Source organism: Piscinibacter sp. PDB1-1 (assembly GCF_056675995.1).
In genome coordinates, this window is the sequence record NZ_JBWVZJ010000002.1 from 418575 (window position 1) to 441657 (window position 23083).

Annotated in this window: 25 protein-coding genes; 16 read left to right on the forward strand and 9 right to left on the reverse strand. The window is 65.3% G+C overall.

Annotated features, from left to right (window positions below; all coding sequences use genetic code 11):
* Positions 1-27: 27 nt before the first annotated feature.
* The 4 genes from AC1KAR_RS13630 to AC1KAR_RS13645 form a co-directional block, all read right to left on the reverse strand.
* Complete coding sequence (locus AC1KAR_RS13630) at positions 28-552, reverse strand: chemotaxis protein CheW (RefSeq protein WP_480318532.1); 525 nt, start codon at positions 550-552, stop codon at positions 28-30.
* A 65-nt stretch (positions 553-617) separates the two neighbouring features.
* Positions 618-983, reverse strand: a complete 366-nt coding sequence (locus AC1KAR_RS13635; protein WP_480318534.1) for a response regulator transcription factor — start codon at positions 981-983, stop codon at positions 618-620.
* Between the two features lie 41 nt (positions 984-1024).
* A complete protein-coding gene (locus AC1KAR_RS13640; RefSeq protein WP_480319429.1) occupies positions 1025-1399 on the reverse strand; it encodes a response regulator in 375 nt (124 codons plus the stop codon).
* A 74-nt stretch (positions 1400-1473) separates the two neighbouring features.
* The gene (locus tag AC1KAR_RS13645) at positions 1474-1626 is read right to left on the reverse strand and encodes a rubredoxin (protein ID WP_480319431.1); all 153 of its coding nucleotides are present in this window, start codon (positions 1624-1626) and stop codon (positions 1474-1476) included.
* 179 nt (positions 1627-1805) lie between these two features.
* Here AC1KAR_RS13645 and thiD point away from each other — a divergent pair, with 179 nt between their 5' ends.
* Positions 1806-2732, forward strand: a complete 927-nt coding sequence (gene thiD / locus AC1KAR_RS13650; protein ID WP_480318536.1) for a bifunctional hydroxymethylpyrimidine kinase/phosphomethylpyrimidine kinase — start codon at positions 1806-1808, stop codon at positions 2730-2732.
* Positions 2722-4038: a glutamate-1-semialdehyde 2,1-aminomutase gene (gene hemL, locus AC1KAR_RS13655; protein ID WP_480318538.1), complete on the forward strand. Its 1317-nt coding sequence runs from the start codon at positions 2722-2724 to the stop codon at positions 4036-4038. Before thiD ends, hemL begins: the two co-directional genes overlap by 11 nt.
* A 31-nt stretch (positions 4039-4069) precedes the next feature.
* Here the strand turns inward: hemL and AC1KAR_RS13660 are convergent, their stop codons facing one another.
* Both AC1KAR_RS13660 and AC1KAR_RS13665 read right to left on the reverse strand, forming a co-directional pair.
* Complete coding sequence (locus AC1KAR_RS13660; protein ID WP_480318540.1) at positions 4070-4543, reverse strand: DUF6152 family protein; 474 nt, start codon at positions 4541-4543, stop codon at positions 4070-4072.
* Between the two features lie 10 nt (positions 4544-4553).
* Positions 4554-4970, reverse strand: coding sequence for a hypothetical protein (locus tag AC1KAR_RS13665; protein WP_480318542.1), 417 nt, complete (start codon positions 4968-4970; stop codon positions 4554-4556).
* Between the two features lie 32 nt (positions 4971-5002).
* Between AC1KAR_RS13665 and mpl the strand changes: the two genes are divergently transcribed.
* Positions 5003-6382, forward strand: coding sequence for a UDP-N-acetylmuramate:L-alanyl-gamma-D-glutamyl-meso-diaminopimelate ligase (mpl, locus tag AC1KAR_RS13670; RefSeq protein ID WP_480318544.1), 1380 nt, complete (start codon positions 5003-5005; stop codon positions 6380-6382).
* Between the two features lie 51 nt (positions 6383-6433).
* On the opposite strand, the gene AC1KAR_RS13675 is transcribed toward mpl, so the two are convergent.
* The gene (locus tag AC1KAR_RS13675; protein ID WP_480318546.1) at positions 6434-9202 is read right to left on the reverse strand and encodes a zinc-dependent metalloprotease; all 2769 of its coding nucleotides are present in this window, start codon (positions 9200-9202) and stop codon (positions 6434-6436) included.
* A gap of 145 nt (positions 9203-9347) precedes the next feature.
* Between AC1KAR_RS13675 and AC1KAR_RS13680 the strand changes: the two genes are divergently transcribed.
* From AC1KAR_RS13680 to AC1KAR_RS13740, 13 genes are all read left to right on the forward strand, one after another.
* Positions 9348-9944, forward strand: coding sequence for a YqiA/YcfP family alpha/beta fold hydrolase (locus tag AC1KAR_RS13680; protein ID WP_480318548.1), 597 nt, complete (start codon positions 9348-9350; stop codon positions 9942-9944).
* 44 nt (positions 9945-9988) lie between these two features.
* On the forward strand, positions 9989-12046 hold the full coding sequence (locus AC1KAR_RS13685; protein WP_480318550.1) for an RNB domain-containing ribonuclease: 2058 nt from the start codon (positions 9989-9991) through the stop codon (positions 12044-12046).
* An 8-nt stretch (positions 12047-12054) separates the two neighbouring features.
* Positions 12055-12918: an energy transducer TonB family protein gene (locus AC1KAR_RS13690; RefSeq protein WP_480318552.1), complete on the forward strand. Its 864-nt coding sequence runs from the start codon at positions 12055-12057 to the stop codon at positions 12916-12918.
* 4 nt (positions 12919-12922) lie between these two features.
* A complete protein-coding gene (gene aroE / locus AC1KAR_RS13695; RefSeq protein WP_480318554.1) occupies positions 12923-13759 on the forward strand; it encodes a shikimate dehydrogenase in 837 nt (278 codons plus the stop codon).
* Positions 13756-14535, forward strand: coding sequence for a transglycosylase domain-containing protein (locus AC1KAR_RS13700; RefSeq protein ID WP_480318556.1), 780 nt, complete (start codon positions 13756-13758; stop codon positions 14533-14535). Before aroE ends, AC1KAR_RS13700 begins: the two co-directional genes overlap by 4 nt.
* A 30-nt stretch (positions 14536-14565) precedes the next feature.
* Positions 14566-15165 (forward strand): hypothetical protein, encoded by a 600-nt coding sequence (locus AC1KAR_RS13705; RefSeq protein WP_480318558.1) that lies wholly within the window; start codon positions 14566-14568, stop codon positions 15163-15165.
* On the forward strand, positions 15162-15686 hold the full coding sequence (locus tag AC1KAR_RS13710) for a TlpA family protein disulfide reductase (RefSeq protein ID WP_480318560.1): 525 nt from the start codon (positions 15162-15164) through the stop codon (positions 15684-15686). Before AC1KAR_RS13705 ends, AC1KAR_RS13710 begins: the two co-directional genes overlap by 4 nt.
* Positions 15687-15768: 82 nt before the next feature.
* A complete protein-coding gene (aroQ, locus tag AC1KAR_RS13715; protein ID WP_480318562.1) occupies positions 15769-16218 on the forward strand; it encodes a type II 3-dehydroquinate dehydratase in 450 nt (149 codons plus the stop codon).
* Between the two features lie 77 nt (positions 16219-16295).
* Positions 16296-16763: an acetyl-CoA carboxylase biotin carboxyl carrier protein gene (gene accB / locus AC1KAR_RS13720; RefSeq protein ID WP_480318564.1), complete on the forward strand. Its 468-nt coding sequence runs from the start codon at positions 16296-16298 to the stop codon at positions 16761-16763.
* 11 nt (positions 16764-16774) lie between these two features.
* A complete protein-coding gene (gene accC / locus AC1KAR_RS13725; RefSeq protein ID WP_480318566.1) occupies positions 16775-18124 on the forward strand; it encodes an acetyl-CoA carboxylase biotin carboxylase subunit in 1350 nt (449 codons plus the stop codon).
* An 84-nt stretch (positions 18125-18208) separates the two neighbouring features.
* The gene (gene prmA / locus AC1KAR_RS13730) at positions 18209-19099 is read left to right on the forward strand and encodes a 50S ribosomal protein L11 methyltransferase (RefSeq protein WP_480318568.1); all 891 of its coding nucleotides are present in this window, start codon (positions 18209-18211) and stop codon (positions 19097-19099) included.
* 21 nt (positions 19100-19120) lie between these two features.
* Positions 19121-20143, forward strand: a complete 1023-nt coding sequence (locus tag AC1KAR_RS13735; protein ID WP_480318570.1) for a zinc-ribbon and DUF3426 domain-containing protein — start codon at positions 19121-19123, stop codon at positions 20141-20143.
* 15 nt (positions 20144-20158) lie between these two features.
* Positions 20159-21067, forward strand: a complete 909-nt coding sequence (locus AC1KAR_RS13740) for a carbohydrate kinase family protein (RefSeq protein WP_480318572.1) — start codon at positions 20159-20161, stop codon at positions 21065-21067.
* Between the two features lie 92 nt (positions 21068-21159).
* Here the strand turns inward: AC1KAR_RS13740 and AC1KAR_RS13745 are convergent, their stop codons facing one another.
* The gene (locus tag AC1KAR_RS13745) at positions 21160-21642 is read right to left on the reverse strand and encodes a histone H1-like DNA-binding protein (RefSeq protein WP_480318574.1); all 483 of its coding nucleotides are present in this window, start codon (positions 21640-21642) and stop codon (positions 21160-21162) included.
* 219 nt (positions 21643-21861) lie between these two features.
* Positions 21862-23046 (reverse strand): ribonucleotide-diphosphate reductase subunit beta, encoded by a 1185-nt coding sequence (locus tag AC1KAR_RS13750; protein ID WP_480318576.1) that lies wholly within the window; start codon positions 23044-23046, stop codon positions 21862-21864.
* Positions 23047-23083: the final 37 nt, after the last annotated feature.

Sequence of the window (23083 nt, forward strand, 5' to 3'; positions counted from 1 at the left end):
CAGGTAAGCCTAGGCGCCCAACGCGCGTCAGCCCGCGATCTTCAGAAATGCCGCCTCGTTGGCCAGCGCCGCGAGGTTGAGTTCGCGCCACAGCCGGTTGTTCTCGTCCCGGTAATGCACGCCCACGAACCCGGGTCGCGCCTGGCCGTCATCAGGCTCGGCAGTGAGTTGCTCCGCGCTGCGCAAACCGGCCAGCTTGTCGACCATCACCGCACAGTTGATGTTCAGATCGTTGTTGAAGGCCACGAACCATGACTGGTCGCGACCGAGTTCTTGCTGCTGCGCACGAACTCCCAGGAAACCAGCCAGGTCGACAACGCCGTGCAGGCGCCCGCGCAGGTTGGCCACACCCAGGAACCAGCGCGCGGTGTAGGGCACCGGCAAGGCAGGCGCAAAGGGAAAGATTTCGCCGGCTTCCTGCAAGGGGAACAGCAGCCCGTGGCCGCCGCATTCCACGGCAAGCCAGGACTTGCCACGTTCCTGCGTACGCGCGACCTTCAGCTTCTCAGCCAGGCGGCTTTGCAGTTCGCGCAGAGCTTCCTTATTGGCCATTCACACCTGCCTGGAGAACGTGGAGGGATTGCATACGCCGTAGAGGTGTCGAGGCGATAGCGCGCTCAGTCGAAGGCCTTGATCTTGGCGATCAGCTCGTCGGGATCGACCGGCTTGACGATGTAGTCGCGAGCGCCCTGGCGCATGCCCCAGACTTTGTCGGTCTCTTGGTTCTTGCTGGTGCACATGATCACCGGCACGTCGACAAAGCGCGGGTCGCGGGTGATGGCACGCGTAAGCTGGAAACCGTTCTGACCAGGCATCACCACGTCCATCAGGATGAGGTCGGGCTTGTCTTCCCCCAAGCGGCGCATGGCGTCTTCACCGTCTTCGGCAGTGCGCACCGAATAGCCACGCTTGGTGAGCAGCTCGGACATGAAGTGGAGTTCGGTCTTCGAATCGTCCACCAACAGAATTTTCTTGATCGCCATCGCTTGTTACTCCATCTCGACCACCACGCGTGCGCGTGCGGTCACGTACTCTCAATCGGTCGACGGTGCTGCTCTACGACTTGCAGCAACTGGTCTTTGGTGAAGGGTTTGGTCAGGTAGGCCTCGGAGCCCACCATGCGGCCGCGCGCCTTGTCGAACAGGCCGTCCTTGGACGACAACATGATCACCGGCACGCTGGAGAACTTCGGGTTGCGCTTGATGATGGCGCAGGTCTGATAGCCATCGAGGCGAGGCATCAGGATGTCGCAGAAGATCAGATCCGGGGCGTGGTCATTGACCTTGGACAAGGCATCAAAACCGTCCTCGGCCAGCAGGACCTGGTAGCCGCCCTGTTTCAGAAAAATCTCGGCACTGCGACGAATGGTGTTGCTGTCGTCGATGACCAGCACCTTCATGCCTGCAGGGGCTTCGTTGCTCACCGCTTAGTCTCCTCAACGACTGGTATAGGGTCGGCTTGTTTCGATGCAGATCAGACCTGCACCATCTCGAAGTCTTCCTTGCGAGCGCCGCACTCTGGACACGTCCAGTTCATGGGCACGGCTTCCCAAGGAGTTCCGGGGGCGATGTCGTGGTCTGGGTCGCCTGCGGCTTCGTCGTAGATCCAACCGCAGATCAGGCACATCCAAGTACGTACCGCACTGGCGTCTTTGCTCACGTTTATTCTTTATCGCGTCACTACAATAAAAAAGATTGTAGCCACGCAAAATCCCGAAAAGGCGTTAGTTTGTGGGCACATACGCCACTTTCCTCACATATTTCTAGAAGTGCAGGCGAACCTCGCAACTTCTGATTGACGCCCTCATGACAACAGACGTAACTACCCCCGAAACCAGCGCCGAAACCGTGCAGGAAAGCCCGGCTCCGGCCTGCGTCATGACCTTCAACGCCAGCGACCCGAGCGGTGCCGGCGGCCTGGCGGGCGACGTGGTCACCATCGCGGCCATGGGGGCTCACGCCCTGCCGGTCGTCACAGCCGTGGTGCTGCGCGACACCGCCGAGGTCTTCGACCATGCCGGCATCGACACCGATGTCGTCGTCGAGCAGGCGCGCAGCATCCTCGAGGACGCCAGCATCTCCGCCTGGAAGGTCGGCTTCCTGGGTTCGGCCGAGGGCGTGAGCGCGGTCGCCGAGGTGCTTTCCGACTACCCCGACGTGCCCCTGGTGGCCTACATGCCCAACCTGTCGTGGGTCGATGAGGACGCCCAGGTGGCGTATCTCGACGCCTTCCGCGAACTGGTGCTGCCACAGACCGAAGTGCTGGTGGGCAGCCACCAGACGCTCACGAACTTCCTGCTGCCCGACTGGAGCAGCGACCGCCCGGCCTCGCCGCGCGAGCTTGCCGTGGCCGCCTCGCAGCACGGCGCGCGCTTCGTGCTGGTGACCAGCGTGCCGCTGCCTGATCAGTTTCTCGACAATGTGCTCGCATCACCTCAAGGGGCCATCACCGGCGAGAAGTTCGAGCGCTTCGAAGTGAGTTTCGTCGGTGCCGGCGACACACTGTCAGCCGCCCTTGCCGCCTTGCTGGCCGCCGGCACCGAGCTGCACAACGCGGTCGGCGAGGCGCTTGCCTTCCTCGACCAGGCTTTGGACGCCGGCTTCCGCCCAGGCATGGGCAACGTGATCCCAGACCGTTTCTTCTGGGCCTTGCCGCCCGGCGAAGAGGGCGATGAAGGCGCGGACCCGGACGGTGACGTCCAGGCCCCCAAGGATCCGCGCCATGTCCACTGAGGGCACGACCAACGCGCAGCTGTTCGAGCGTGCGCAGCGCGTCATCCCCGGCGGCGTGAACTCGCCGGTACGCGCGTTCAAGGCCGTGGGCGGCGTACCGAGGTTCATCGCGCGTGCGCAAGGCCCTTACATGTTCGATGCCGAGGGCAGGCGCTACATCGACTACATCGGCTCGTGGGGGCCGATGATCCTCGGCCACGGCCACCCCGAGGTGCTCGAGGCCGTTCAGCGCGCAGCGCGCGAGGGTTTCTCATTCGGGGCGCCCACCGAGCGCGAGATCGAACTGGCCGAAGAGATCCTCAAGCTCGTGCCCAGCATCGAGCAGATCCGGTTGGTGAGTTCGGGCACCGAAGCGGCGATGAGCGCCATTCGCCTGGCGCGCGGCGCGACGGGCCGCAACAAGCTCATCAAGTTCGAGGGCTGCTACCACGGCCATGCCGATGCGCTGCTGGTCAAGGCCGGCTCGGGCCTGGCCACCTTCGGCCACCCCACCAGCGCCGGCGTGCCGGCCGAGGTGGTGCAGCACACGCTGGTGCTCGAATACAACCACATCGGCCAGCTCGAAGAAGCGTTCGCACGGCACGGCGATGACCTCGCCTGCGTGGTGATCGAACCGATCGCCGGCAACATGAACTTCGTGCGCGCGAACCTGCCCTTCATGAAGCGGCTGCGCGACCTGTGCACGCAGCATGGCGCACTGCTGGTGTTCGATGAGGTCATGACGGGGTTCCGCGTGGCCCTCGGCAGCGCGCAGAGCGTGTACGCACGCGCGCTGCCCGGCTTCGAGCCCGACATGAGCGTGTTCGGCAAGGTCATTGGCGGCGGCATGCCGCTGGCGGCCTTTGGCGGCAAGCGTGCCGTGATGGAGAAGCTCGCGCCGCTGGGCCCGGTCTACCAGGCCGGCACGCTATCGGGCAACCCGGTCGCCACGGCCTGCGGCCTGGCCACACTCCAGCAGATTCAGAAGCCGGGCTTCTTCGAGGCGCTGGGCGCGAACACGCGGCAGCTGATCGAGGGGCTTTCGGGCGCCGCCAAGCAGGCGGGCGTGCCGTTCGTGAGCGATTGCGAAGGCGGCATGTTCGGCTTCTTCTTCACGAACGCTGTCGACGAAGGCCTGCCGCAGAACTACGCCACCGTGATGGCCACGCACAAGGAGCGATTCAATCGCTTCTTCCACGGCATGCTGGACGAAGGCGTGTACCTCGCACCGGCGCTCTACGAAGCCGGCTTCGTGAGCGCAGCGCACAGCAGCGACGACATCGCAGCGACCATCTCCGCCGCACAGCGCGTGCTCAAGACGCTCTGACCGGCTCTCAATCCACGTTGCCGCCGCGCCCTCAGGCGGGCGAAGAGCGCAGGCCGTAAGCCTTGCCGGCGACGAAGAGGTACTCGACACGCATCACCGCGTCGCCCTTCTCGTCGGCAAAGGTATAGCCGACCGCGGAAACGGGCGTTCCGGGCTGGATCTCGGCGACGTTCCACGCCTCCATGCGGCTGATGGGCGCAAGCTCCAGCTCCCACTGCCTGTCATTGCGGCGTGGCAACTGCGCCTTCGCCAGGATCGACGGTCCGTCGAGCTGCGCGCTCTGCGCGGGCACGGCGCGCTTCGACAGGTCGGCTGGGAGTGCAAGCGGCGAAGACAGCTCCAGCATCAGCTCCGCGTGCGGGTTCTGCCACTTCACTTTCGCAGCGCGGCCCTCCAGATAGATCGGCCGGCTGGTGTCGAAGCTGCTCCAGCCGTGGTGCGCCCACGCGAAGCGTTGCGAGACAAGCACCGAAGCGCCGGTGGCGAGCAAGAGTCTTCTGTGCATGGGGCCTCCTTCACACGTAGGCGATGAACCGCCCGCAGACTACGACAAGCACCCAAATCCCCAGCGAGAGCGCGGTCTGGCAACGGGCGATGCCGTCCAGCTTGTCGAGGCCGCCACGCGCATGGAACGCCATCGCGTTCAGGCCAGCGGCGAGCAAGAGCGCGAGCTTCACGCGCAGCGCGGGATTGCCCCACAACTCATCCCACTGAGCGGCGAGCATCACCGCGCCGCTGAGCGCTGCCAGCGCAAAACCGCCCAGGCTGACACGCAATGCCAGCCTCGCGAGCGGCCGTGCCGGCAAGTCCTGCGTCACGCCCCAGACCCGCAACTCGAACAGCACCAGGCTGCCAAGCAACAAACCGATGCCCAGGATGTGCAGCACTTCGAGCAAGGGGTAAACCCATGGGTCCGTGGTGATCCAGCTCATCGGGCGATTGTGATGGCCTCCTAAAATGCCGCATGCACATTCACATACTCGGCATCTGCGGGACCTTCATGGGTGGGCTCGCCGCGCTCGCGCGCGAGGCGGGCCACAAGGTCACCGGGTGCGATGCTGGCGTCTACCCGCCGATGAGCGACCAGTTGCGCGCGCTCGACATCGAACTCATCGAAGGTTGGAGCGCCGATCAGTTGGCGCTCAAGCCCGATCTCTTCGTGGTGGGCAACGTGGTCACGCGCGGCAACCCGTTGATGGAAGCCATCCTTGATGCAGGCCTGCCCTACACCAGCGGCCCGCTGTGGTTGTCAGAGAACGTCCTCCAGGGGCGCCACGTGCTGGCCGTGGCGGGCACACACGGCAAGACGACCACCACCTCGATGCTCGCCTGGGTGCTCGAACACGCCGGCCTCGACCCTGGTTTTCTCGTGGGCGGCGTGCCGCAGAACTTCGGCGTATCCGCACGGCTGGGTTCCGCGAACGCACGAACAAAGCTCGGCACGGGCCAGCCTTTCGTCATCGAGGCCGACGAGTACGACACGGCCTTCTTCGACAAGCGCAGCAAGTTCGTGCACTACCGGCCGCGCACGGCCATCCTCAATAACCTCGAGTTCGACCACGCCGACATCTTTGCCGACCTGGCCGCGATCGAAACGCAGTTCCACCATCTCGTGCGCACGGTTCCCGCCGCCGGCCGCCTGGTGGTAAACGCTCGCGAAGAGTCCCTGCAGCGTGTGCTGGAGCGAGGCTGCTGGAGCGAGGTCGTGCGCTTCGGCACCCGCAAGGAGACGCCTGGCGCCCTGCGCGCCCGCGGCGAGCCGCATGCCTTCGACGTGCTGCGCGGGAGCCTCAAGATCGCACGCGTCGACTGGCCGCTGCTCGGTGAACACAACCAACTCAACGCGCTGGCCGCAATCGCTGCGGCCGAGCACGTGGGCGTGTCGCCCGAAGTGGCGGGCCAGGCGCTTGCCAGCTTCCAGAACGTGCGCCGTCGCCTGGAGCTGCGGGGCGAGGCTTCTGGCGTGAAGGTCTATGACGACTTCGCCCACCACCCCACGGCGATCCGCACCACGGTGAACGGCTTGCGCCGCAAGGTCGGCGTCGACCGCATCCTGGCCGTCTTCGAGCCCCGATCGAACACCATGAAGCTCGGCGCCATGAAGGCGCAACTGCCTTGGGCGCTCGAAGAGGCCGACATTTCCTTTTGCCACCAGGGCAACCTGGGCTGGGACGCGCGCGAGGCACTCTCGCCGATGGGCGACAAGGCCATCGTCGCTGACACCATCGACAACCTTGTCGAGGCTGTGCGCCGCGCCGCGCGCCCGGGCGACCATGTGCTGTGCATGAGCAACGGCGGCTTCGGCGGCGTGCACGACAAGCTGCTCGCCGCGCTGCAGAAGTAATGGCCGGTCAGGTGCGCTGCCACCTCGGCGGCGCGCCTTCAAGCCCTCAGATCAGCTGCGCACCATCGACGCGCGCAAGGCCTCGGTCAGCAAGGCCAGGCTGTCCTGCAGGTGGGCGCGGCTCTCCACCGACAAGCCCGCGGAGCCGCCCGCTGCCTGCCGCAGCTGGCCCTGTAGCTCGCTGGCATTCATGCGCACCAGGCTCAGCGCGTCAGGCGGCAACGCGCTGGACCCGCGCGTCAGCAGGTTCTGCACGCGCCTCAGGTGCTCGCGCTGCAGGTTGCGGCGAAGGCGGTCGATCTCCTTGCCCGTCTTCAACTCGCTCCACACCGCGCCTTGCAGGGTGCTGTAGACCTCGTTGAGCGAGATGATGTTGCGCCGCTTGCTTTCGGGCACATACGACGGCAGATCGAGCAGTCGCGACGCTGTGCCCGGGCTCAGGAGCCGGTCCATGGCCACGGTCTGCAGGCCGAGCACGGTGGCGGGGATGTTCACCGGCCCGCCGCGATCCCATTCGTTGTAGTCGGGTGTCAGGCTCGCCAGAAACTCCGGCCGGAAGCGGAAGCTGTCGGCGTTGAAGATGCCTGTGGTCAGGAAGCGCAGCGCATCGCGCTGCTTGGCCGGCGGCACCGGCACGTAGGACGCACGCTGCGTGGTGCCGGGCAGGTCGCGCACGGTGTACATGCCGCCCACGTACTTGCCCACGAGCTCCGAGGCGCGGCTCAACTGGCGAAAGCCGCTGGCCAGCACGCGGCGCTGGCGCATCGGGTCGTCGCCAGGCCGCGCGCCGCGATCCTGCACTCGCTGCCAGAGCTCGCGCGAAAGCTGCAGCCGCTTCACGTAGTAGGCGAGCGGGTCGTCGCCCAGGTCGAATCGGTTGACGAGGGGGTCGATGCCATCGTTGCCCACGCCGCCGGCTTCTGCGTCGTCGGAATAGGCCAGCAAGGGTTCGGTGCTGCGCGCCGCGATGCGGGCCAGTTCTGCCGGTTCGTCGTTCGCCGCCAGCACCTTGTAGGCGTACTCGACGGCCCAGTAGTCGTACGGACCGAGGGTGGTGTTGTTGATGGCCCCCTGCTTCTCGCCGCGCAGCGCAAGGTTGTAGGCGTTGTAGTCCATCACCGAGCCGGAGATACCGTTCTTGTCGGTGAAATCCTTGTCTTCGAGCTGCGTGCGGCTCACGACGGTAGACCCCTTGAAGTTGTGCTTCAAGCCCAGCGTGTGGCCGACCTCGTGGGTGATGGTGTCCTTGATGACGGACTGCACGAAGGCCTCGGTCTCCGGGCTGTCGGGGTCCATGTCACCGCGCGCTTCGAGCACGTCGAGCACGAAGTTCATCTCAGCCGCCGACTCCACGGCGTAGTTGCAATAGTCCGTAGGCCCATGGCGATGCTGAGCAGGCGACTGCACCGGTGCGCCACGGCCCACGTCTTCCGAGTAGAGGCGCCGCGAGCCGCGCCCGAACACATCGCTCATGCCGATGTCGGCGTCGATGATCTCGCCCGTGCGGGGGTCGGAATGGCTCGGCCCGATCGCAAAGCCGACATCCGCGCCGACGAACCAGCGGATCGAGGCGTGGCGCGCGTCCATGTTGTCCCAATCGGAATCCTCGGCCTGCTGGCGCGCGACGATGGCGTTCTTGAAACCGATTTTCTCGAAGGCCTTGTTCCATTCCAGCACGCCGGCCTCGACCGACTTGCGGTACTGCGGCGGTATGTTCTTGTCGAGCCAGAACACGATCGGCACCTTGGGTTCGGACAGCACCGCGGCCGGGTCGGCCTTCTCCAGCCGCCAGCGCTTCACGTAGTGCTGGCGCGGGTTGGCCTTGAGATCGGTGCCCAGGTCGGTCACCACGTCGAAGAAGTGGCCCAGGCGCGGGTCGGTCAGGCGCGGGCGCATGGGCTGCTCGGGCAGGCGCGTGAAGCTGTACACGAAGCCGACGAACATGCTGCGCGGGTCGGGTGTGGCGGTGGGCGGTGGCGGCATGGGCACCGGGGGAGGTGTCAGCGGTGGGGCCGGGATGCGCGAGGTCGCAAAGTGAACCCGGGTGTTGATCGTGGTGATCTCGTCGCTCACGCGCGTCTTCTCGAAGAACGAATTGCCACGATCCAGCGCGAAGGGCATGCGGAACGCGCGTTCGATCTGCGTCGAGTAGCTCGGGATGTCAGTGAGCAGGAAACCGGCGTCGATCAGCACCGACTGGCGCTGCGGGTGCGGCTGGCTGGCAATGGCGGCAGAGCCGAGCAGGCTGTGCGAGAAGCCCTGCTCCACAGAGGACTTCATGGCGTCCGTGCTGCTGACGAAGTCGGTGTTCAGCGCGATGAGCTGCACCTGGTTGCTACCGATTTTGCGAAAGGTCGCCAGCCACGACGGGCCCATCTGGCTCGCGTACAACATGCGCTCGCCCACCGACCCGGAAACGTTCACCGACAACAGAAAGGGCTGGTTGAAGCGCTCGGCAGGCACCTCAAGCCAGATCTTGTCGTCCTTGCGCCAGACCGGTACGAACCCGGCCTGCTGGGTTGCACCCTTGATGACCTCGTCGAACGGCTTGGGCTGCCCGGGTTCCGGCGGGCGCGCGGCCGCGGCTGGGGGCGCGCCAGCAGCCGGCGCGACGCCTGACGCCGCAGCGGCAGCAGCAGGGGCCGCCGGTGGCGCCGGAGCGCCCGCCACCGGAGCAGGCACCGCGGCGGTATTGGCTGCCTCTGTGGATGTTGGCTTGGGGGGCGACGACGAGCCGGGGCCGGGGAAAGCGCATCCCTGCAAGGCCAGCAGTCCGGCAATGCCCCAGCCGAGCGGGCGAAACAACGGAGATTCGTTCACGGGGCGTCCTCGGGCGAGACAAGTGCGATGAATTCAGTTTAGGGTCAACGGACGCCGCCCCGCGTGGGGAACAATCGGGTCTCGGCAGAGTCGAGCAAACTTCACGCCCGATTCGAGCGGCCCGCGACAGACTGGTTCCCAACTCATGAACCCGCCCATCACCCACCTGCTTTACCTGCACGGTTTCCGCTCGTCGCCCCAGTCGGTGAAGGCGCGGCAGATGGCGGCCTGGCGAGAAGCGCACGCACCGCGCCTGACCTGGCTGTGCCCGCAACTACCGCCCTCGCCGCGCGAGGCGATCGAGCTGCTCGAACGCAGCATCGCCGGCTGGCCGCGCGATCGCATGGCCATCGTCGGCAGCTCGCTGGGGGGGTTCTACGCCACGGTGCTGGCAGAGCGCGCGGGTTGCCGCGCCGGCTTGATCAACCCGGCCGTGGACCCTGCGCGCGACCTCGCCAAATACATCGGCGAGATCCAGGCGTGGCACAGCGAGGAGCGCTACTACTTTTTGCCTGCGTACGTCGATCAACTGCGCGCGATGTCACCCGCCGAACTGGCCGAGCCGTCGAGGTACTTCGCCATCATCGCCACCGGCGACGAGGTGCTCGACTGGCGCGAGATGAGTGCGCGATACCGCGGCTGCCACCTGCGCATCGTCGAAGGCAGCGACCACGCGCTGACGGATTTCGACACGCATCTGCCGCATCTGTTGCACTTTCTGGGTTTGGCCTCGACGCCCTGAGCCACCGGTCTTTGGCGCTGCAATCCCAGGCGACAATCCGCCCCATGTACGCATTGTTTGATGACGCCGGAAAGTTCCTGGCCGGCCGTGTGATGACCGAGAGCGACAGCTCGCTGCAGATCGAACTCGATTCCGGCAAGCGCGTGAAGGTCAAGGCAGCCAACGTGCTGCTCCGCTTCGAGAAGCCCAGCCCCGCCGAACTGATCTCCGAAGGCCAGCGACTGGCGCAAGAGATCGACCTCGACCTGGCCTGGGAGTTCGCCCCCGAGGGCGAGTTCGGCTACGCCGCGCTGGCCCGCGACTACTTCGACGCCAGCGCCGGCCCCGCGCAGCAGGCCGCCGCACTGTTCCGACTGTTCGAGGCACCGCATTACTTCCGCCGCATGGGCAAGGGCCAGTTCAAGAAGGCGCCTGAAGAAATCGTGAAGGCGGCGCTGCTGGGCATCGAGCGCAAGAAGCAGATCGCCGCGCAGATCGAGGCCTGGGCGCAGGAGCTGGTGGCCGGCACCTGCCCGCCGCCGGTGCGCGAGCAGCTCTACAAGATCCTCTTCAAGCCGGACAAGAACGCGGCCGAGTACAAGTCGGTCGTCGAAGCGGCCAAGATGTCGCAGACGGCGCCGCTCGACTTGCTGAAGGCGGCCGGCGCGATCGATTCGCCATACCAGTTCCACTGGCGGCGCTTCCTGTTCGAGAACTTTGCCAAGGGCACGGCCTTCCCGGCGCTCAGCGCACCCGAGATCAAGGAGAAGCTGCCTCTGGCCGAGGTGCAGGCCTTCTCGATCGACGACTCCGCCACGACCGAAATCGACGACGCGCTGTCGGTACACGGTCTCGGCACGGGCACGGTGGTCTTCGGCGTGCACATCGCGGCCCCGGGGCTGGCGATCACGCCCGATGGCGCCATCGACAAGGTCGCACGCGACCGGCTGTCGACCGTCTACATGCCCGGCTACAAGCTGACGATGCTGCCCGACGAGGTGGTGCAGGCCTACACGTTGCAAGAAGGGCGCGACTGCCCTGCCGTATCGCTCTACGTGAGCTTCGACGAGGCCACGCTCGAAGTGAAAGGCAGCGAGACCCGCCTGGAGCGCGTGCCCATCGCGGCCAACCTGCGCCACGACCAACTCGACGCCGTGATCACCGAGGCCTCGCTCACCGGCGAATCACCAGCGGCGTACGCACATGCCGCCGAGCTGGCCTTCGCCTTCCGCCTCGCTAAGCACCTGAAGGCCGGGCGCGAGGTGGTGCGCGGCAAGCCGGAGCTTTTCAACCGGCCCGATTACAACTTCCGCCTCGAAGGCAACGACGGGCGCGAGCCCAAGGGCGACGAACGCGTACTGATCGGCACCCGCACCCGCGGTGCGCCGCTCGACCTGATCGTGGCCGAGGCCATGATCCTCGCCAACAGCACCTGGGGCGGCTGGATCAACGAGCTGGGCGTACCCGGCATCTACCGCAGCCAGGCCAGCATGGCACCGGGCGTGAAGGTGCGCATGGGCACCAAGGCCGCGCCGCATGCCGGCATGGGTGTGGCGCAGTACACCTGGGCCACCTCGCCGCTGCGTCGCTATGTCGATCTGGTGAACCAGTGGCAGATCATTGCCTGCGCACGCCACGGCCGCACCGCCGCATTGGCCGCACCGTTCAAGCCGAAGGATGCGGCGCTGTTCTCGGTGATCTCCAGCTTCGATGCGGCCTACACCGCCTACAACGGCTTCCAGTCGGGCATCGAGCGCTACTGGACGCTGCAGTACCTTGCGCAGAACAGCATCCAGGAGCTCGACGCCGCCGTCATGAAAGAAGGCCTGGTGCGCGCCGACGAGCTGCCGCTGGTCTTCCGCGCCGTGGGTGCCGAGCGCCTGCCGCGCGGCGCGCGCGTGCGGGTTCGCGTCACCGGCACCGACCTGCTCACGCTCGATGTGCACGCGAGCGTGCTGCAGCGCCTCGACGACCCCTCGACCACGGCCGATGACGCCGTTGTCGAAGAGGCCGACGCCGACGAATCGGCGGTGGCCGGACCCCTCACCCTGGCCATCGACATGGCCGACGACGCCGAGGCCCCGCCCGCAGACGCCGCGGTAGCATCTGCCCCCGCCGCCTGAGCTGCTTCATGCTGAAAAAGTTCTCCGCCCTGCAGATTGCGCTGACCGCTTCCGTCGCCGTGCACGGCGTGCTGCTGTTCGCATGGCAGGCGGTCGATCCGGAGAGTTTCAACCGCACGTTCGAAGACACGCCGCTCGAAGTCATCCTCGTCAATTCGCGCAGCAACGAAGCGCCGGCCAAGGCCACCGCGATCGCCCAGCGCAACCTGGCAGGCGGTGGCGATGTGGACCGCGGTCGCGCCACCTCGCCGCTGCCGAGCTCGGCCTTCACCGAGATCGGCGATTCGGCCGACGACGCGCGCCGGCAGATCGAGCAACTGCAAGAGACCCAGAAGCAGCTTCTCGCGCAGGTGCGCCGCGAACTCGCGACCATGCCGCAGCCGGACCCCAAGCGCGACACTGGCACACCGGAAGACCGCGCACAGGAAGACCGCCGCAAGCAGCTGCTGCAACTGCTCGCCGAGATCGAGAAGCGCATCAACGAAGAGAACGCTCGCCCGCGGCGGCGCTACATCGGGCCGTCGACGCGCGAAGAGGTCTACGCCATCTATTACGACCAGCTGCGCCGCAAGATCGAGGAGCGCGGCACGCGCAATTTCCCCGAGTACCAGGGCAAGAAGCTCTACGGCGAGTTGGTGATGATCATCACCGTGGACTCGGCCGGTCGCGTGATCGAAAGCGAGATCGTGCAGGCCTCCAAATCGAAGCTTCTCGACAAGCGCGCCATCTCCATCGTGCAAGCGGCTGCGCCGTTCGGGCCGTTCAACACCGCGATGAAAAAGCAGGCCGACCAACTGGTGATCCCGACGCGCTTTCGCTTCTCGCGCGAAGAGGGCTTCGCGACCTCGGTCACCAGCCCCCAAGGAAACTGACCCCATGGACAGGTATGTCGTGGCCGGCAACCCGGTCGAGCACAGCCAATCGCCCTTCATTCACGCACAGTTCGCGAACGCCACCGGGCAATCGCTCGAGTACGGGCGCCTGTTGTGCCCGCTCGACGGCTTCGTCGAGCACATCAAATCCTTCGTCGCGGCCGGAGGCCGTGGCTGCAACGTGACCGTGCCCTTCAAGACCGACGCGTATTCACTCGCCGAGCGCCGCAGCGCGCGCGCCACGCTCGCCGAGGCCGCCAACGTGCTGAGCTTCGAGACAGGCGGCTGGTTCGCGCACAACACCGACGGCATTGGCCTCGTGCGCGACATCGAAGTCAATGCCGGAGTCACCTTGCGCGGCCTGCGCGTGCTGCTCGTTGGTGCCGGCGGCGCGGCAGCTGGCGCGCTCGGGCCGCTGCTTGAGGCTGCGCCTGCGCAGGTTGTGGTCGCCAACCGCAGTGTCGACAAGGCCGTCGCGCTCGTGCGGCGGCATCAGGCGCTCGCAGCCGTGCAGCGCGTCGAGCTTTCGGCGCGCTCGCTTTCGGATTGCGGCGACGCGTTCGACGTGGTCGTCAACGCCACCGCCACCAGCATGCAAGGCGCCGCCATTCCCGTGGGCGCCGCGGTGCTGCGGCCCGGCACCTTGGCACTGGACATGATGTACGGCCCAGCTGCCGCCGGCTTCATGGCGTGGGCGTCGGCCCATGGCGCACGCCCCCGGGACGGCCTCGGCATGCTGGTCGAACAAGCGGGCGAGGCCTTCCATATCTGGCGCGGCGTGCGCCCCGCGACCGCGCCAGTGCTGGCGGCCCTGCGCGAGCGGGTGGCCACCAAGGCATGAACGCCGTCTTGCGCCACATCGGCCGGGTGCTGGCGCTGGTCGTCTTGTCGGGCCTGTCTTTGCAGGTCTACTTCGTGGTGCGCGTGGGCCTGATGACGGTGGTCGATCCGCAATCCACCACCTTCCAGCGCTCCGAGATCCGCCGCATCACGGCCGAGCAGCACGAGTTGCCCTGGAGCCAGCAGTGGGTGGATCAAGGCCACATCTCCGACCACCTGAAACGCGCGGTCATCGCCTCTGAAGACGCAAGCTTCGTGGACCACAGCGGCGTCGAGTGGGACGCGCTCGAGAAGGCCTGGGAGCGAAACCTCCGTGCCCAGGCGGCCGCCGAAAAAGCCAACGAGCGGCAGGCCCGCCAGGCTGCGCGCAGCCAGAAGCCGCTGCCCCAGAAACCCGCCGTCATGCCCAAGATCGTGGGGGGCTCGACCATCACGCAGCAACTGGCCAAGAACCTTTTCCTCAGCAGCGAGCGCAACTTCGCGCGCAAGGGCCAGGAGTTCATGATCACCTTCATGCTCGAAGCCCTTCTGAGCAAGCGCCGCATCCTGGAGATCTACCTCAACAACGTGGAGTGGGGCGAAGGCGTCTTCGGGGCAGAAGCAGCGTCCAGGCACTACTTTCGTGTGAGCGCCAGCCAACTCGGGAGCTTTGCTGCGGCGCGGCTGGCGGTGATGCTGCCCGCCCCCAAGCGCTTCGAGAAGCGCCCCGCCTCGGCATATGTGATGGGCCGTGCGCAGACCGTGTCTGCCCGCATGGGCGCCGTGGAATTGCCGTAAGCCCGCGGCAACCACGACAGAATCGTCCCCATGAACTCCCACCTCAGCGCCGAACTGGCGAGCACCGCGGCGCGCCTGATCGTCGAAGAAGGCATGGAGTACGGCCCGGCCAAGCGCCGTGCGGCCAAGATGCTGGGCAAGCAGGGGCTGCGGTCGGTCGACCTGCCCGGCAATGACGAGATCGAAGACGAAGTGCGCAGTTACCTGCAGCTCTTCCATGCCGACACGCAACCGGCCGAATTGCTGGCGATGCGCCACGTGGCCGCGCTCTGGATGGAGCGCCTGCAGGACTTTCGCCCCCACCTTACCGGCGCCGTGTGGCGCGGGACCGCCACCCGGCTGAACAGCGTGCACCTGCAGCTCTTCTGCGACGACTCCAAGGAGGCCGAGATCGCCTTGATCGACAAACGCGTGGACTATGACGTGGGCACCTTGAACGGCCCGCGCGGCGAGCCCATCGACGTGCTCACCCTGAGCAGCATGAGTACCGAACTGGGCGAACCCGTGACGGTGCACTTGAGCATCCTTGATCACGACGACTTGCGTGGCGCACTCAAGCCCGATGCACGGGGGCGCCCCGAACGCGGTGACCTGGCCGCGCTGCGCAAACTGATGGAGGCGCCGGTATGAACCGCCGCGTTGTTCTCGGCACGGGCGTCGCGGCCGCAGCCGCCATCGCGGGCGGCGGCCTGGCATGGTGGCGCACTACCGGCGGACTTGGCCTGTCACCGGCCGAGCAGGCGCTATGGGAGCAAAGCTTCGAGCAGGTGGACGGCAAACAGCTCGCGATGGGGCCGCTTCGCGGCAGGCCGGTGCTGCTCAATTTTTGGGCATCGTGGTGCGTTCCTTGCGTGAAGGAGATGCCGTTACTTGAGACGTTCCACCGCGATCACCGAGCCCAAGGCTGGCAGGTAGTCGGCCTGGCCATTGACGGCCCGACGCCGGTGCGCGACTTTCTGAGCAAGGTGCCGGTGAGCTTTCCGATTGGGCTCGCCGGCTTCACCGGGGTGGAGTTGGCCAAGTCGCTCGGCAATGACCGCGGAGGCCTGCCGTTCACCGTGGTCCTGGATAGGAGCGGCGCAGTGGCGCACCGCAAACTCGGTGCCGTCGAACCCGAAGAACTCGCCCAATGGGTTGCAAAACTGGGCTAACGCTTTAATTTGTGCTTTTGCGTTGAACATCGCCTAAAACGCGTAAAGTTCAGCCTTCGCTTTTTCAAAGCCACTCGGCTCCATGCAAGTTCTCGTCCTTCACGGCCCCAACCTCAACCTGCTCGGCACGCGCGAGCCGGCAGTCTATGGGTCGGTCACTTTGGACCAGATCAATGCCGAACTGACAAAGATCGGCGCAGATGCCGGGGCGAGCGTGGCAACGTTTCAAAGCAACCACGAGGGCGCGCTGATCGATCGGGTTCACGCCGCACGGCTTGATGGGACAGCCTTCATCGTGATCAACCCAGGCGCCTTCACGCACACCAGCGTGGCGCTGCGAGATGCGCTTGCCGGCGTGGCCATCCCCTTCATCGAAGTGCATCTGTCGAACGTCCACCGACGTGAGCCGTTTCGTCACCATTCCTATTTCTCGGATCTCGCCGAAGGCGTGATCGTCGGCCTGGGCGCCGACGGTTATCGCCTCGCCCTGGGTCATGCGCTCAAGCGCGGCCCGACTCCCCGGCCGCAGTAGCTCTCGGCCGGCCAGGACTGAAGCCGGCTGTCACTGGCAGCGCGGATTCGCATTACAACGACCAAGTTGGAGAACACATGGACCTGCGCAAACTCAAGACTTTGATCGATCTCGTGTCCGAGTCGAACATCTCGGAACTTGAAATCACCGAGGCCGATGGCAAGGTGCGCATCGTCAAGTCCGACCCTCAGGCCGCAACCTTGGCGCCTGTTGCCTATCAGATGGCCCCTGCCACACTGGCCGCCGCGCCGGTTGGTGCTGCTGCCCCGGCACCGGCCGCCGCAGCCCCCGAGCCCGCGGCCGCTGAGACCGGCCACATCGTGAAGTCGCCGATGGTGGGCACCTTCTACGCCGCGGCGAGCCCGGGCGCGAAGGCATTCGCCACAGTCGGCCAGGCCGTCAAGGAAGGTGAACCGATCTGCATCATCGAAGCGATGAAGATCATGAACGAGATCGAAGCCGACAAGAGCGGCACGGTGACCAAGATCTTGTGCGAGAACGGCCAACCGGTCGAGTTCGGCCAGCCCTTGTTCGTCATCGAATAAGGCGGGTCTTCATGTTCAAGAAGATTCTCATTGCGAACCGCGGCGAGATCGCCCTGCGGATTCAGCGCGCGTGCCGCGAGCTGGGCATCAAGTCGGTAGTCGTTTACTCAGAAGCCGATCGCGACGCCAAGTACGTGAAGCTCGCCGATGAAGCAGTCTGCATCGGCCCCGCGGCTTCGGCACAGAGCTACCTCAACATGCCGGCCATCATCTCGACCGCCGAGGTGACCGATGCCGAAGCCATCCACCCGGGCTACGGCTTCCTGTCCGAGAACGCCGACTTCGCCGAGCGCGTGGAGCAGAGCGGCTTCACCTTCATCGGCCCGACGCCTGAGTCGATCCGCATCATGGGCGACAAGGTCTCCGCCAAGCAGGCCATGATCAAGTCGGGCGTGCCCTGCGTGCCCGGATCCGAAGGCGCTTTGCCCGAAGACCCGAAGGAGATCATCAAGGCAGGCCGCGCGGTCGGCTACCCGGTGATCATCAAGGCGGCAGGCGGCGGTGGTGGTCGAGGCATGCGCGTGGTGCACACCGAGGCCGCGCTGATCCATGCGGTGCAGACCACTCGTGCCGAAGCCGGCGCCGCCTTTGGCAACCCGGCCGTGTACATGGAGAAGTTCCTCGAGAACCCGCGCCACATCGAGATCCAGGTGCTGGCAGACGAGCACAAGAATGCCGTCTGGCTGGGCGAACGCGATTGCTCCATGCAGCGCCGCCACCAGAAGATCATCGAAGAGGCGCCGGCGCCGGGCATTCCGCGCCGCGTGATCGAGCGCATCGGCGACCGCTGCGCCGCAGCCTGCAAGAAGATCGGCTACCGCGGTGCGGGTACCTTCGAGTTCCTGTATGAGAACGGCGAGTTCTACTTCATCGAGATGAACACCCGCGTGCAGGTGGAGCACCCGGTGACCGAATTGGTGACCGGCATCGACATCGTGCAGATGCAGATCCGCGTGGCCGCTGGCGAAAAGCTGCCCTTCACGCAACGCCAGATCGAGATGCGCGGCCACGCCATCGAGTGCCGCGTGAACGCCGAAGACCCGTACAAGTTCACGCCATCGCCAGGCCGCATCACGACATGGCACGCACCGGGTGGCCCGGGCGTTCGGGTCGACTCGCACGCGTACACCAACTACTTCGTGCCGCCGAACTACGACTCGATGATCGGCAAGATCATCACGCATGGCGACACGCGTGCACAGGCGCTCGCCCGCATGCGCATTGCGCTCTCGGAGACGGTGGTCGAAGGCATCCTCACCAACATCCCACTGCACCGAGAGCTGATGGTCGACGCCAAGTTCGTCGAGGGCGGCACCAGCATCCACTACCTCGAAGGCTGGATGTCCCAGCACAAGCGCTGAACATGTCTGCTCCCACATCGTCGCTATGCTCCTTCCCCCCACGGGGGTGCTCAGCCGCCTTGAGGCGGCTCGGCGCCGGCTGAGATGGTCGAGCTGCTGCTGCTGGTTCCGGAAGACCTGGTCGAACCGGTCTCCGACGCCTTGATGGACGAGCTGGACGCGCTGTCGGTCTCGGTGGAGGATGCCGATGCCGACACGGCCTCGGAGCGCGCGCTTTTCGGCGAGCCCGGCATGCCGGCACCGCGCGGCGCGTGGCAGCGCTCCATCCTGAAGGCGCTCTTCAGCAGCGACGAATTCGCAACCGAGGCAGCCACGCTGCTGCTCGCACAGGACTGGGCACGAGGCGTGCACCTTCAGTCCCTGCAGAGCGTGCCCGACGAAGACTGGGTGCGCGTGACGCAGTCGCAGTTCGCCCCCGTCTCGATCACGCCCAGCTTCTGGATCGTGCCGAGCTGGCACGAAACTCCGGCCGGTGCGCAGCAGGTCATCCGCCTCGACCCCGGCTTGGCCTTCGGCACCGGCACGCACCCGACCACCCGCATGTGCCTGCGCTGGACGGCACGCCATGCACAGCCGTGGCCGCGGGTGCTCGATTACGGCTGCGGGTCGGGCATCCTCGCCATCGGTGCCGCGCTGCACGGCGCGCAACGAATCGATGCGGTGGACATCGATCCGGCCGCGGTGAGTTCCACGGTGGCCAACGCCCAGGCCAACAAGGTCGAACTGCATGCCGGGCTACCCGAGCTCGCGCAGGGCCGGTACGAGCTGGTACTCGCCAACATTCTCGCTACGCCGCTGAAGCTGCTCGCCCCCCTGCTGTGCGGCCATGTGCAGGCCGGCGGGCATCTCGTGCTGGCCGGCATTCTCGAGCGCCAGGCTGACGAGTTGAAGGAAGCCTACTCACCTTGGTGCTCGCTCGCGGTCAGCGACACCGAGGATGGGTGGATCCTGATGACTGCGCAGCTCTCGGCCTGAGGCCTCTGGCATGATTTCGCCATGAGCCTGGCCACGCGCTGCACGTCCTGCGGAACTGTCTTTCGAGTCGTTCAAGACCAGCTCAAGGTCTCCGAGGGATGGGTCCGTTGTGGTCGATGCAACGAGGTCTTCAACGCCATCGAAGGCCTGTTCGATCTGGAGCGCGACGCCCCCCCCAATTGGAAGCCGCCCCCGACCCCGAGCCCGGCGCCGCTCGCTTCGTCAGTGACGGCATCGTTCGACGTGCAGTCGGAGCCGCCGGACGACGATGACGTGTTCCAGCTCAGCGACGGTGACCGCATCCACTCGCGCTTCTTTCAGCCCGAGCAAGCGGACGTCGACCAGACGCCAGCGCAATCGGTGAAGGCGCGCGACCGCGTCGAGTTCGCCGATGCACAGTTCAACACCGCGCTGTTGAAAGACGGCTCTCCCGCGCCGAGCAAGAACAGCAAGAAGAGTGGCAGCACGGGCATCCCTCGCTCGTCGGTCAAGGAGGCACGCGCCAAACAAGAAGCTGCGCGCCGCGGGCCGGGCTTCGTGCGCGAAGCCAAGCAGCGCGAGCGCTGGCGCAGCCCTGGCATGCGCATCGCGTTGACGAGCCTGTGCTTGCTGCTCAGCCTGCTGCTCGTCGCGCAGTGGGCACATCACTTCCGCGACGCTTGGTCCGCCAAGTGGCCAGCCACTCAGCCTTGGCTCGCCAAGAGCTGCGAGTGGCTGAAATGCGAGATCTCGGCACCGCGGCGGATTGACGACGTCGTCGTCGAGAGCAGCACCCTGTCACCAGCGCCCAACGGGACCGGCTACCGACTGGCGGTGGTGCTTCGCAATCGAAGCACGCTTGCGCTTTCCATGCCGTGGGTCGACGTGACGCTCACCGACCCGAATGGCCAACTCATCGCCCGCCGAGCGCTTGCTCCCGCCGACTTCCGCGTCGGTGACCCAGCCGTGCTCGCGCCCGGCACCGAATCGAATCTGCTCGCCGTGCTGTCGTCCACCGACAACCGCCGCATCAGCGGCTACACGGTCGAGATCTTCTATCCCTGAGTCTGGAGTTCCCCCATGCCCGCCTTGATCTGCGGTTCGCTCGCCTTCGACACCATCACCAACTTTCCTGGCCGGTTTGCTGACCAGATCCTCGCGGAGCAGGTGCACATTCTGAATGTCTCGTTCCTGGTGCCCACGCTGCGACGCGAGTTCGGCGGCTGCGCTGGCAACATTGCGTACACGCTGCGGCAACTGGGTGGCGATCCGCTGGTGATGGCCGCCGTCGGCCCGGACGGGCAAGACTACGTGCAGCGCCTCAGCTCGTGGGGCGCCAGTACCGAGTTCGTGCGCGTGCAGTCAGACAGCTACACCGCGCAAGCAATCATCATCACTGACGCCGACAACAACCAGATCACGGCCTTCCACCCGGGCGCGATGCAATCGGCTCACCTCACCGCTGTGCCGGCTGGTCGCGATGACATCAAGATTGGCATCGTCGCGCCGGATGGCCGCGACGCCATGATTCAGCACGCCGAACAGTTCGCCGCAGCCAAGGTCCCCTTCATCTTCGATCCGGGCCAGGGCCTGCCCATGTTCAACGGCGACGAGTTGAACAAGTTCGTGAGCCAGGCCACCTGGGTCGCGGTCAACGACTACGAGGGCCGCATGCTGTGCGATCGCACGGGCAAGACACTTGAGAGCCTCTCGAAGTCGCATCTGCGCGGCGTCATCATCACGCTGGGGGCAGAGGGCTGCGAGATCTGGCAACAAGGCGAGCGCACGCACATTGCCGGTGTCGCGGCGGAGCAGGTGCTCGATCCGACCGGTTGCGGCGACGCCTTCCGTGGCGCGCTGCTCTTTGGTCTGGAGCGCGGCTGGGCGCTCGAGCGGTGTGTGGAGTTGGGCAACCGCGTCGGCGCCTTGAAGATCGCCTGCCGAGGTGGCCAGAATCACACCATCGATCGCGTCGCGCTCGGAGTCTGAGCTCGCCTGGCCGCGCGCACCGCACGGCGCCATAAAAAAACCCGGCCGAAGCCGGGTTTGGTCTTTCAGGGCCCTTGCAGACCCTGGATCACTCAGGGCTTCGCGCCCGTCGGGAACGGCCATGCAGCTGCAGGGCTCAGCGCCGTCTTGGCAGCCGGGGCTGCCGCAGGCTTCGCAGCAGGGGCAGCAGGGGCGGCCTTTGCCTTCTTCGCAGCGGGCTTCTTCGCAGCTTTCTTGGCAGCAGGCTTCTTGGCAGCGGCCTTCTTGGGTGCAGCCTTCTTGGCAGCGGCCTTCTTGGGTGCAGCCTTCTTGGCAGCGGCCTTCTTGGGTGCAGCCTTCTTGGCAGCAACCTTCTTGGCTACAGCCTTCTTGACGACCTTCTTTGCCACAGCCTTCTTGACTGCCTTCTTGGCGATAGCCTTCTTCACGACCTTCTTCGCCACGGCCTTCTTGACTGCCTTCTTGGCGACAGCCTTCTTGACTGCCTTCTTGGCGACAGCCTTCTTCACGACCTTCTTTGCCACGGCCTTCTTGACTGCAGCTTTCTTTGCCGCAGGTTTCTTTGCAGTTGCCATTACATTTCTCCTTGATCAAGTTGAAAAAACACTGCGCTGCACCGACGACATGTCGCTACTTCGCAGCAATTCATTGCCCGAGAATCTGCCCAGGAGGGGCGCCCCGGTGCAATGAATAGGGTTGCGACACGCTCGTCACCGCTTCTTTGTCGGTGAATTCAAACCTGTCGCGAATCTTGATCTGCCGCATTCGACCTGCTTGCTTTAGCTGCAATAGCGTCAATCCCAGGAGAGCGCGCCACCGGATTGGTACTCGATGACACGCGTCTCGAAGAAATTGCGCTCCTTTTTCAGGTCAATCATTTCGCTCATCCAGGGGAACGGGTTTTCCTCGTTCGGGAAGAGCTCTTCCAAACCAATCTGCGTTGCACGCCGGTTGGCGATGTAGCGCAGATAGCCTTTGAACATCGATGCGTTGAGACCCAGCACGCCACGCGGCATGGTGTCTTCGGCGTAGCGATACTCGAGTTCGACGGCCTTCATGAACAGCGCCTTGATCTCGGCCTTGAATTCGGCCGTCCACAAGTGCGGGTTCTCAAGCTTGATCTGGTTAATGAGGTCGATGCCGAAGTTGCAATGCATCGATTCGTCGCGAAGGATGTACTGGTACTGCTCGGCTGCGCCGGTCATCTTGTTCTGGCGGCCCAGGGCCAGGATCTGCGTGAAGCCGACATAGAAGAACAGACCTTCCATTAGGCACGCGAAAACAATCAGCGACTTGAGCAGAGTCTGGTCGTTGGCTTGCGTGCCGGTATGGAAGTTGGCGTCCATGATCGCGTTGATGAACGGGATCAGGAACTCGTCCTTGTCGCGGATCGACTTGACTTCGTTGTAGGCGTTGAAGATCTCGCTTTCGTCCAGGCCCAGCGACTCGACGATGTACTGATACGCGTGCGTATGGATCGCTTCTTCAAAGGCCTGGCGCAGCAGAAACTGCCGGCATTCAGGCGCCGTGATGTGCCGATAGGTACCGAGCACGATGTTGTTCGCGGCCAGCGAGTCGGCGGTCACGAAGAAGCCGAGGTTGCGCTTGATGATGCGACGCTCGTCTTCGGACAGACCGTTGGGATCTTTCCAGAGGGCAATGTCGCGCGACATGTTGACCTCTTGCGGCATCCAGTGATTGGCACAAGTGGCGAGGTACTTCTCCCACGCCCACTTGTACTTGAACGGCACTAACTGGTTCACGTCGGTCTTGCCGTTTATCACGCGCTTGTCGGATGCGCGCACGCGATGGCTATCACTTGAAGGTGCAGCGGTCGCAGACGAGGACGCGGCAGCAACAGGAACAGAGTCTTCGAAGACTGGAGACGCAGCGACTGCGCGCGCTTGAGAGATGGGGCTCTGCGCGGGGCTCGCTTTGTGAGAGGACGAGGGCTTAAGGTCTTCTTCCCAAACCAACATGGTGGAATTTCCTGTGCGTTCGGATTATGAGAGTGTT

Bases quoted from the DNA above. Each gene is read 5' to 3' on its own strand.
- AC1KAR_RS13630 (WP_480318532.1), bottom strand. From the start codon at position 552: ATGGCCAATAAGGAAGCTCTGCGCGAACTGCAAAGCCGCCTGGCTGAG.
- AC1KAR_RS13635 (WP_480318534.1), bottom strand. From the start codon at position 983: ATGGCGATCAAGAAAATTCTGTTGGTGGACGATTCGAAGACCGAACTC.
- AC1KAR_RS13640 (WP_480319429.1), bottom strand. From the start codon at position 1,399: ATGAAGGTGCTGGTCATCGACGACAGCAACACCATTCGTCGCAGTGCC.
- AC1KAR_RS13645 (WP_480319431.1), bottom strand. From the start codon at position 1,626: ATGTGCCTGATCTGCGGTTGGATCTACGACGAAGCCGCAGGCGACCCA.
- thiD (WP_480318536.1), top strand. From the start codon at position 1,806: ATGACAACAGACGTAACTACCCCCGAAACCAGCGCCGAAACCGTGCAG.
- hemL (WP_480318538.1), top strand. From the start codon at position 2,722: ATGTCCACTGAGGGCACGACCAACGCGCAGCTGTTCGAGCGTGCGCAG.
- AC1KAR_RS13660 (WP_480318540.1), bottom strand. From the start codon at position 4,543: ATGCACAGAAGACTCTTGCTCGCCACCGGCGCTTCGGTGCTTGTCTCG.
- AC1KAR_RS13665 (WP_480318542.1), bottom strand. From the start codon at position 4,970: ATGAGCTGGATCACCACGGACCCATGGGTTTACCCCTTGCTCGAAGTG.
- mpl (WP_480318544.1), top strand. From the start codon at position 5,003: ATGCACATTCACATACTCGGCATCTGCGGGACCTTCATGGGTGGGCTC.
- AC1KAR_RS13680 (WP_480318548.1), top strand. From the start codon at position 9,348: ATGAACCCGCCCATCACCCACCTGCTTTACCTGCACGGTTTCCGCTCG.
- AC1KAR_RS13685 (WP_480318550.1), top strand. From the start codon at position 9,989: ATGTACGCATTGTTTGATGACGCCGGAAAGTTCCTGGCCGGCCGTGTG.
- AC1KAR_RS13690 (WP_480318552.1), top strand. From the start codon at position 12,055: ATGCTGAAAAAGTTCTCCGCCCTGCAGATTGCGCTGACCGCTTCCGTC.
- aroE (WP_480318554.1), top strand. From the start codon at position 12,923: ATGGACAGGTATGTCGTGGCCGGCAACCCGGTCGAGCACAGCCAATCG.
- AC1KAR_RS13700 (WP_480318556.1), top strand. From the start codon at position 13,756: ATGAACGCCGTCTTGCGCCACATCGGCCGGGTGCTGGCGCTGGTCGTC.
- AC1KAR_RS13705 (WP_480318558.1), top strand. From the start codon at position 14,566: ATGAACTCCCACCTCAGCGCCGAACTGGCGAGCACCGCGGCGCGCCTG.
- AC1KAR_RS13710 (WP_480318560.1), top strand. From the start codon at position 15,162: ATGAACCGCCGCGTTGTTCTCGGCACGGGCGTCGCGGCCGCAGCCGCC.
- aroQ (WP_480318562.1), top strand. From the start codon at position 15,769: ATGCAAGTTCTCGTCCTTCACGGCCCCAACCTCAACCTGCTCGGCACG.
- accB (WP_480318564.1), top strand. From the start codon at position 16,296: ATGGACCTGCGCAAACTCAAGACTTTGATCGATCTCGTGTCCGAGTCG.
- accC (WP_480318566.1), top strand. From the start codon at position 16,775: ATGTTCAAGAAGATTCTCATTGCGAACCGCGGCGAGATCGCCCTGCGG.
- prmA (WP_480318568.1), top strand. From the start codon at position 18,209: ATGGTCGAGCTGCTGCTGCTGGTTCCGGAAGACCTGGTCGAACCGGTC.
- AC1KAR_RS13735 (WP_480318570.1), top strand. From the start codon at position 19,121: ATGAGCCTGGCCACGCGCTGCACGTCCTGCGGAACTGTCTTTCGAGTC.
- AC1KAR_RS13740 (WP_480318572.1), top strand. From the start codon at position 20,159: ATGCCCGCCTTGATCTGCGGTTCGCTCGCCTTCGACACCATCACCAAC.
- AC1KAR_RS13745 (WP_480318574.1), bottom strand. From the start codon at position 21,642: ATGGCAACTGCAAAGAAACCTGCGGCAAAGAAAGCTGCAGTCAAGAAG.
- AC1KAR_RS13750 (WP_480318576.1), bottom strand. From the start codon at position 23,046: ATGTTGGTTTGGGAAGAAGACCTTAAGCCCTCGTCCTCTCACAAAGCG.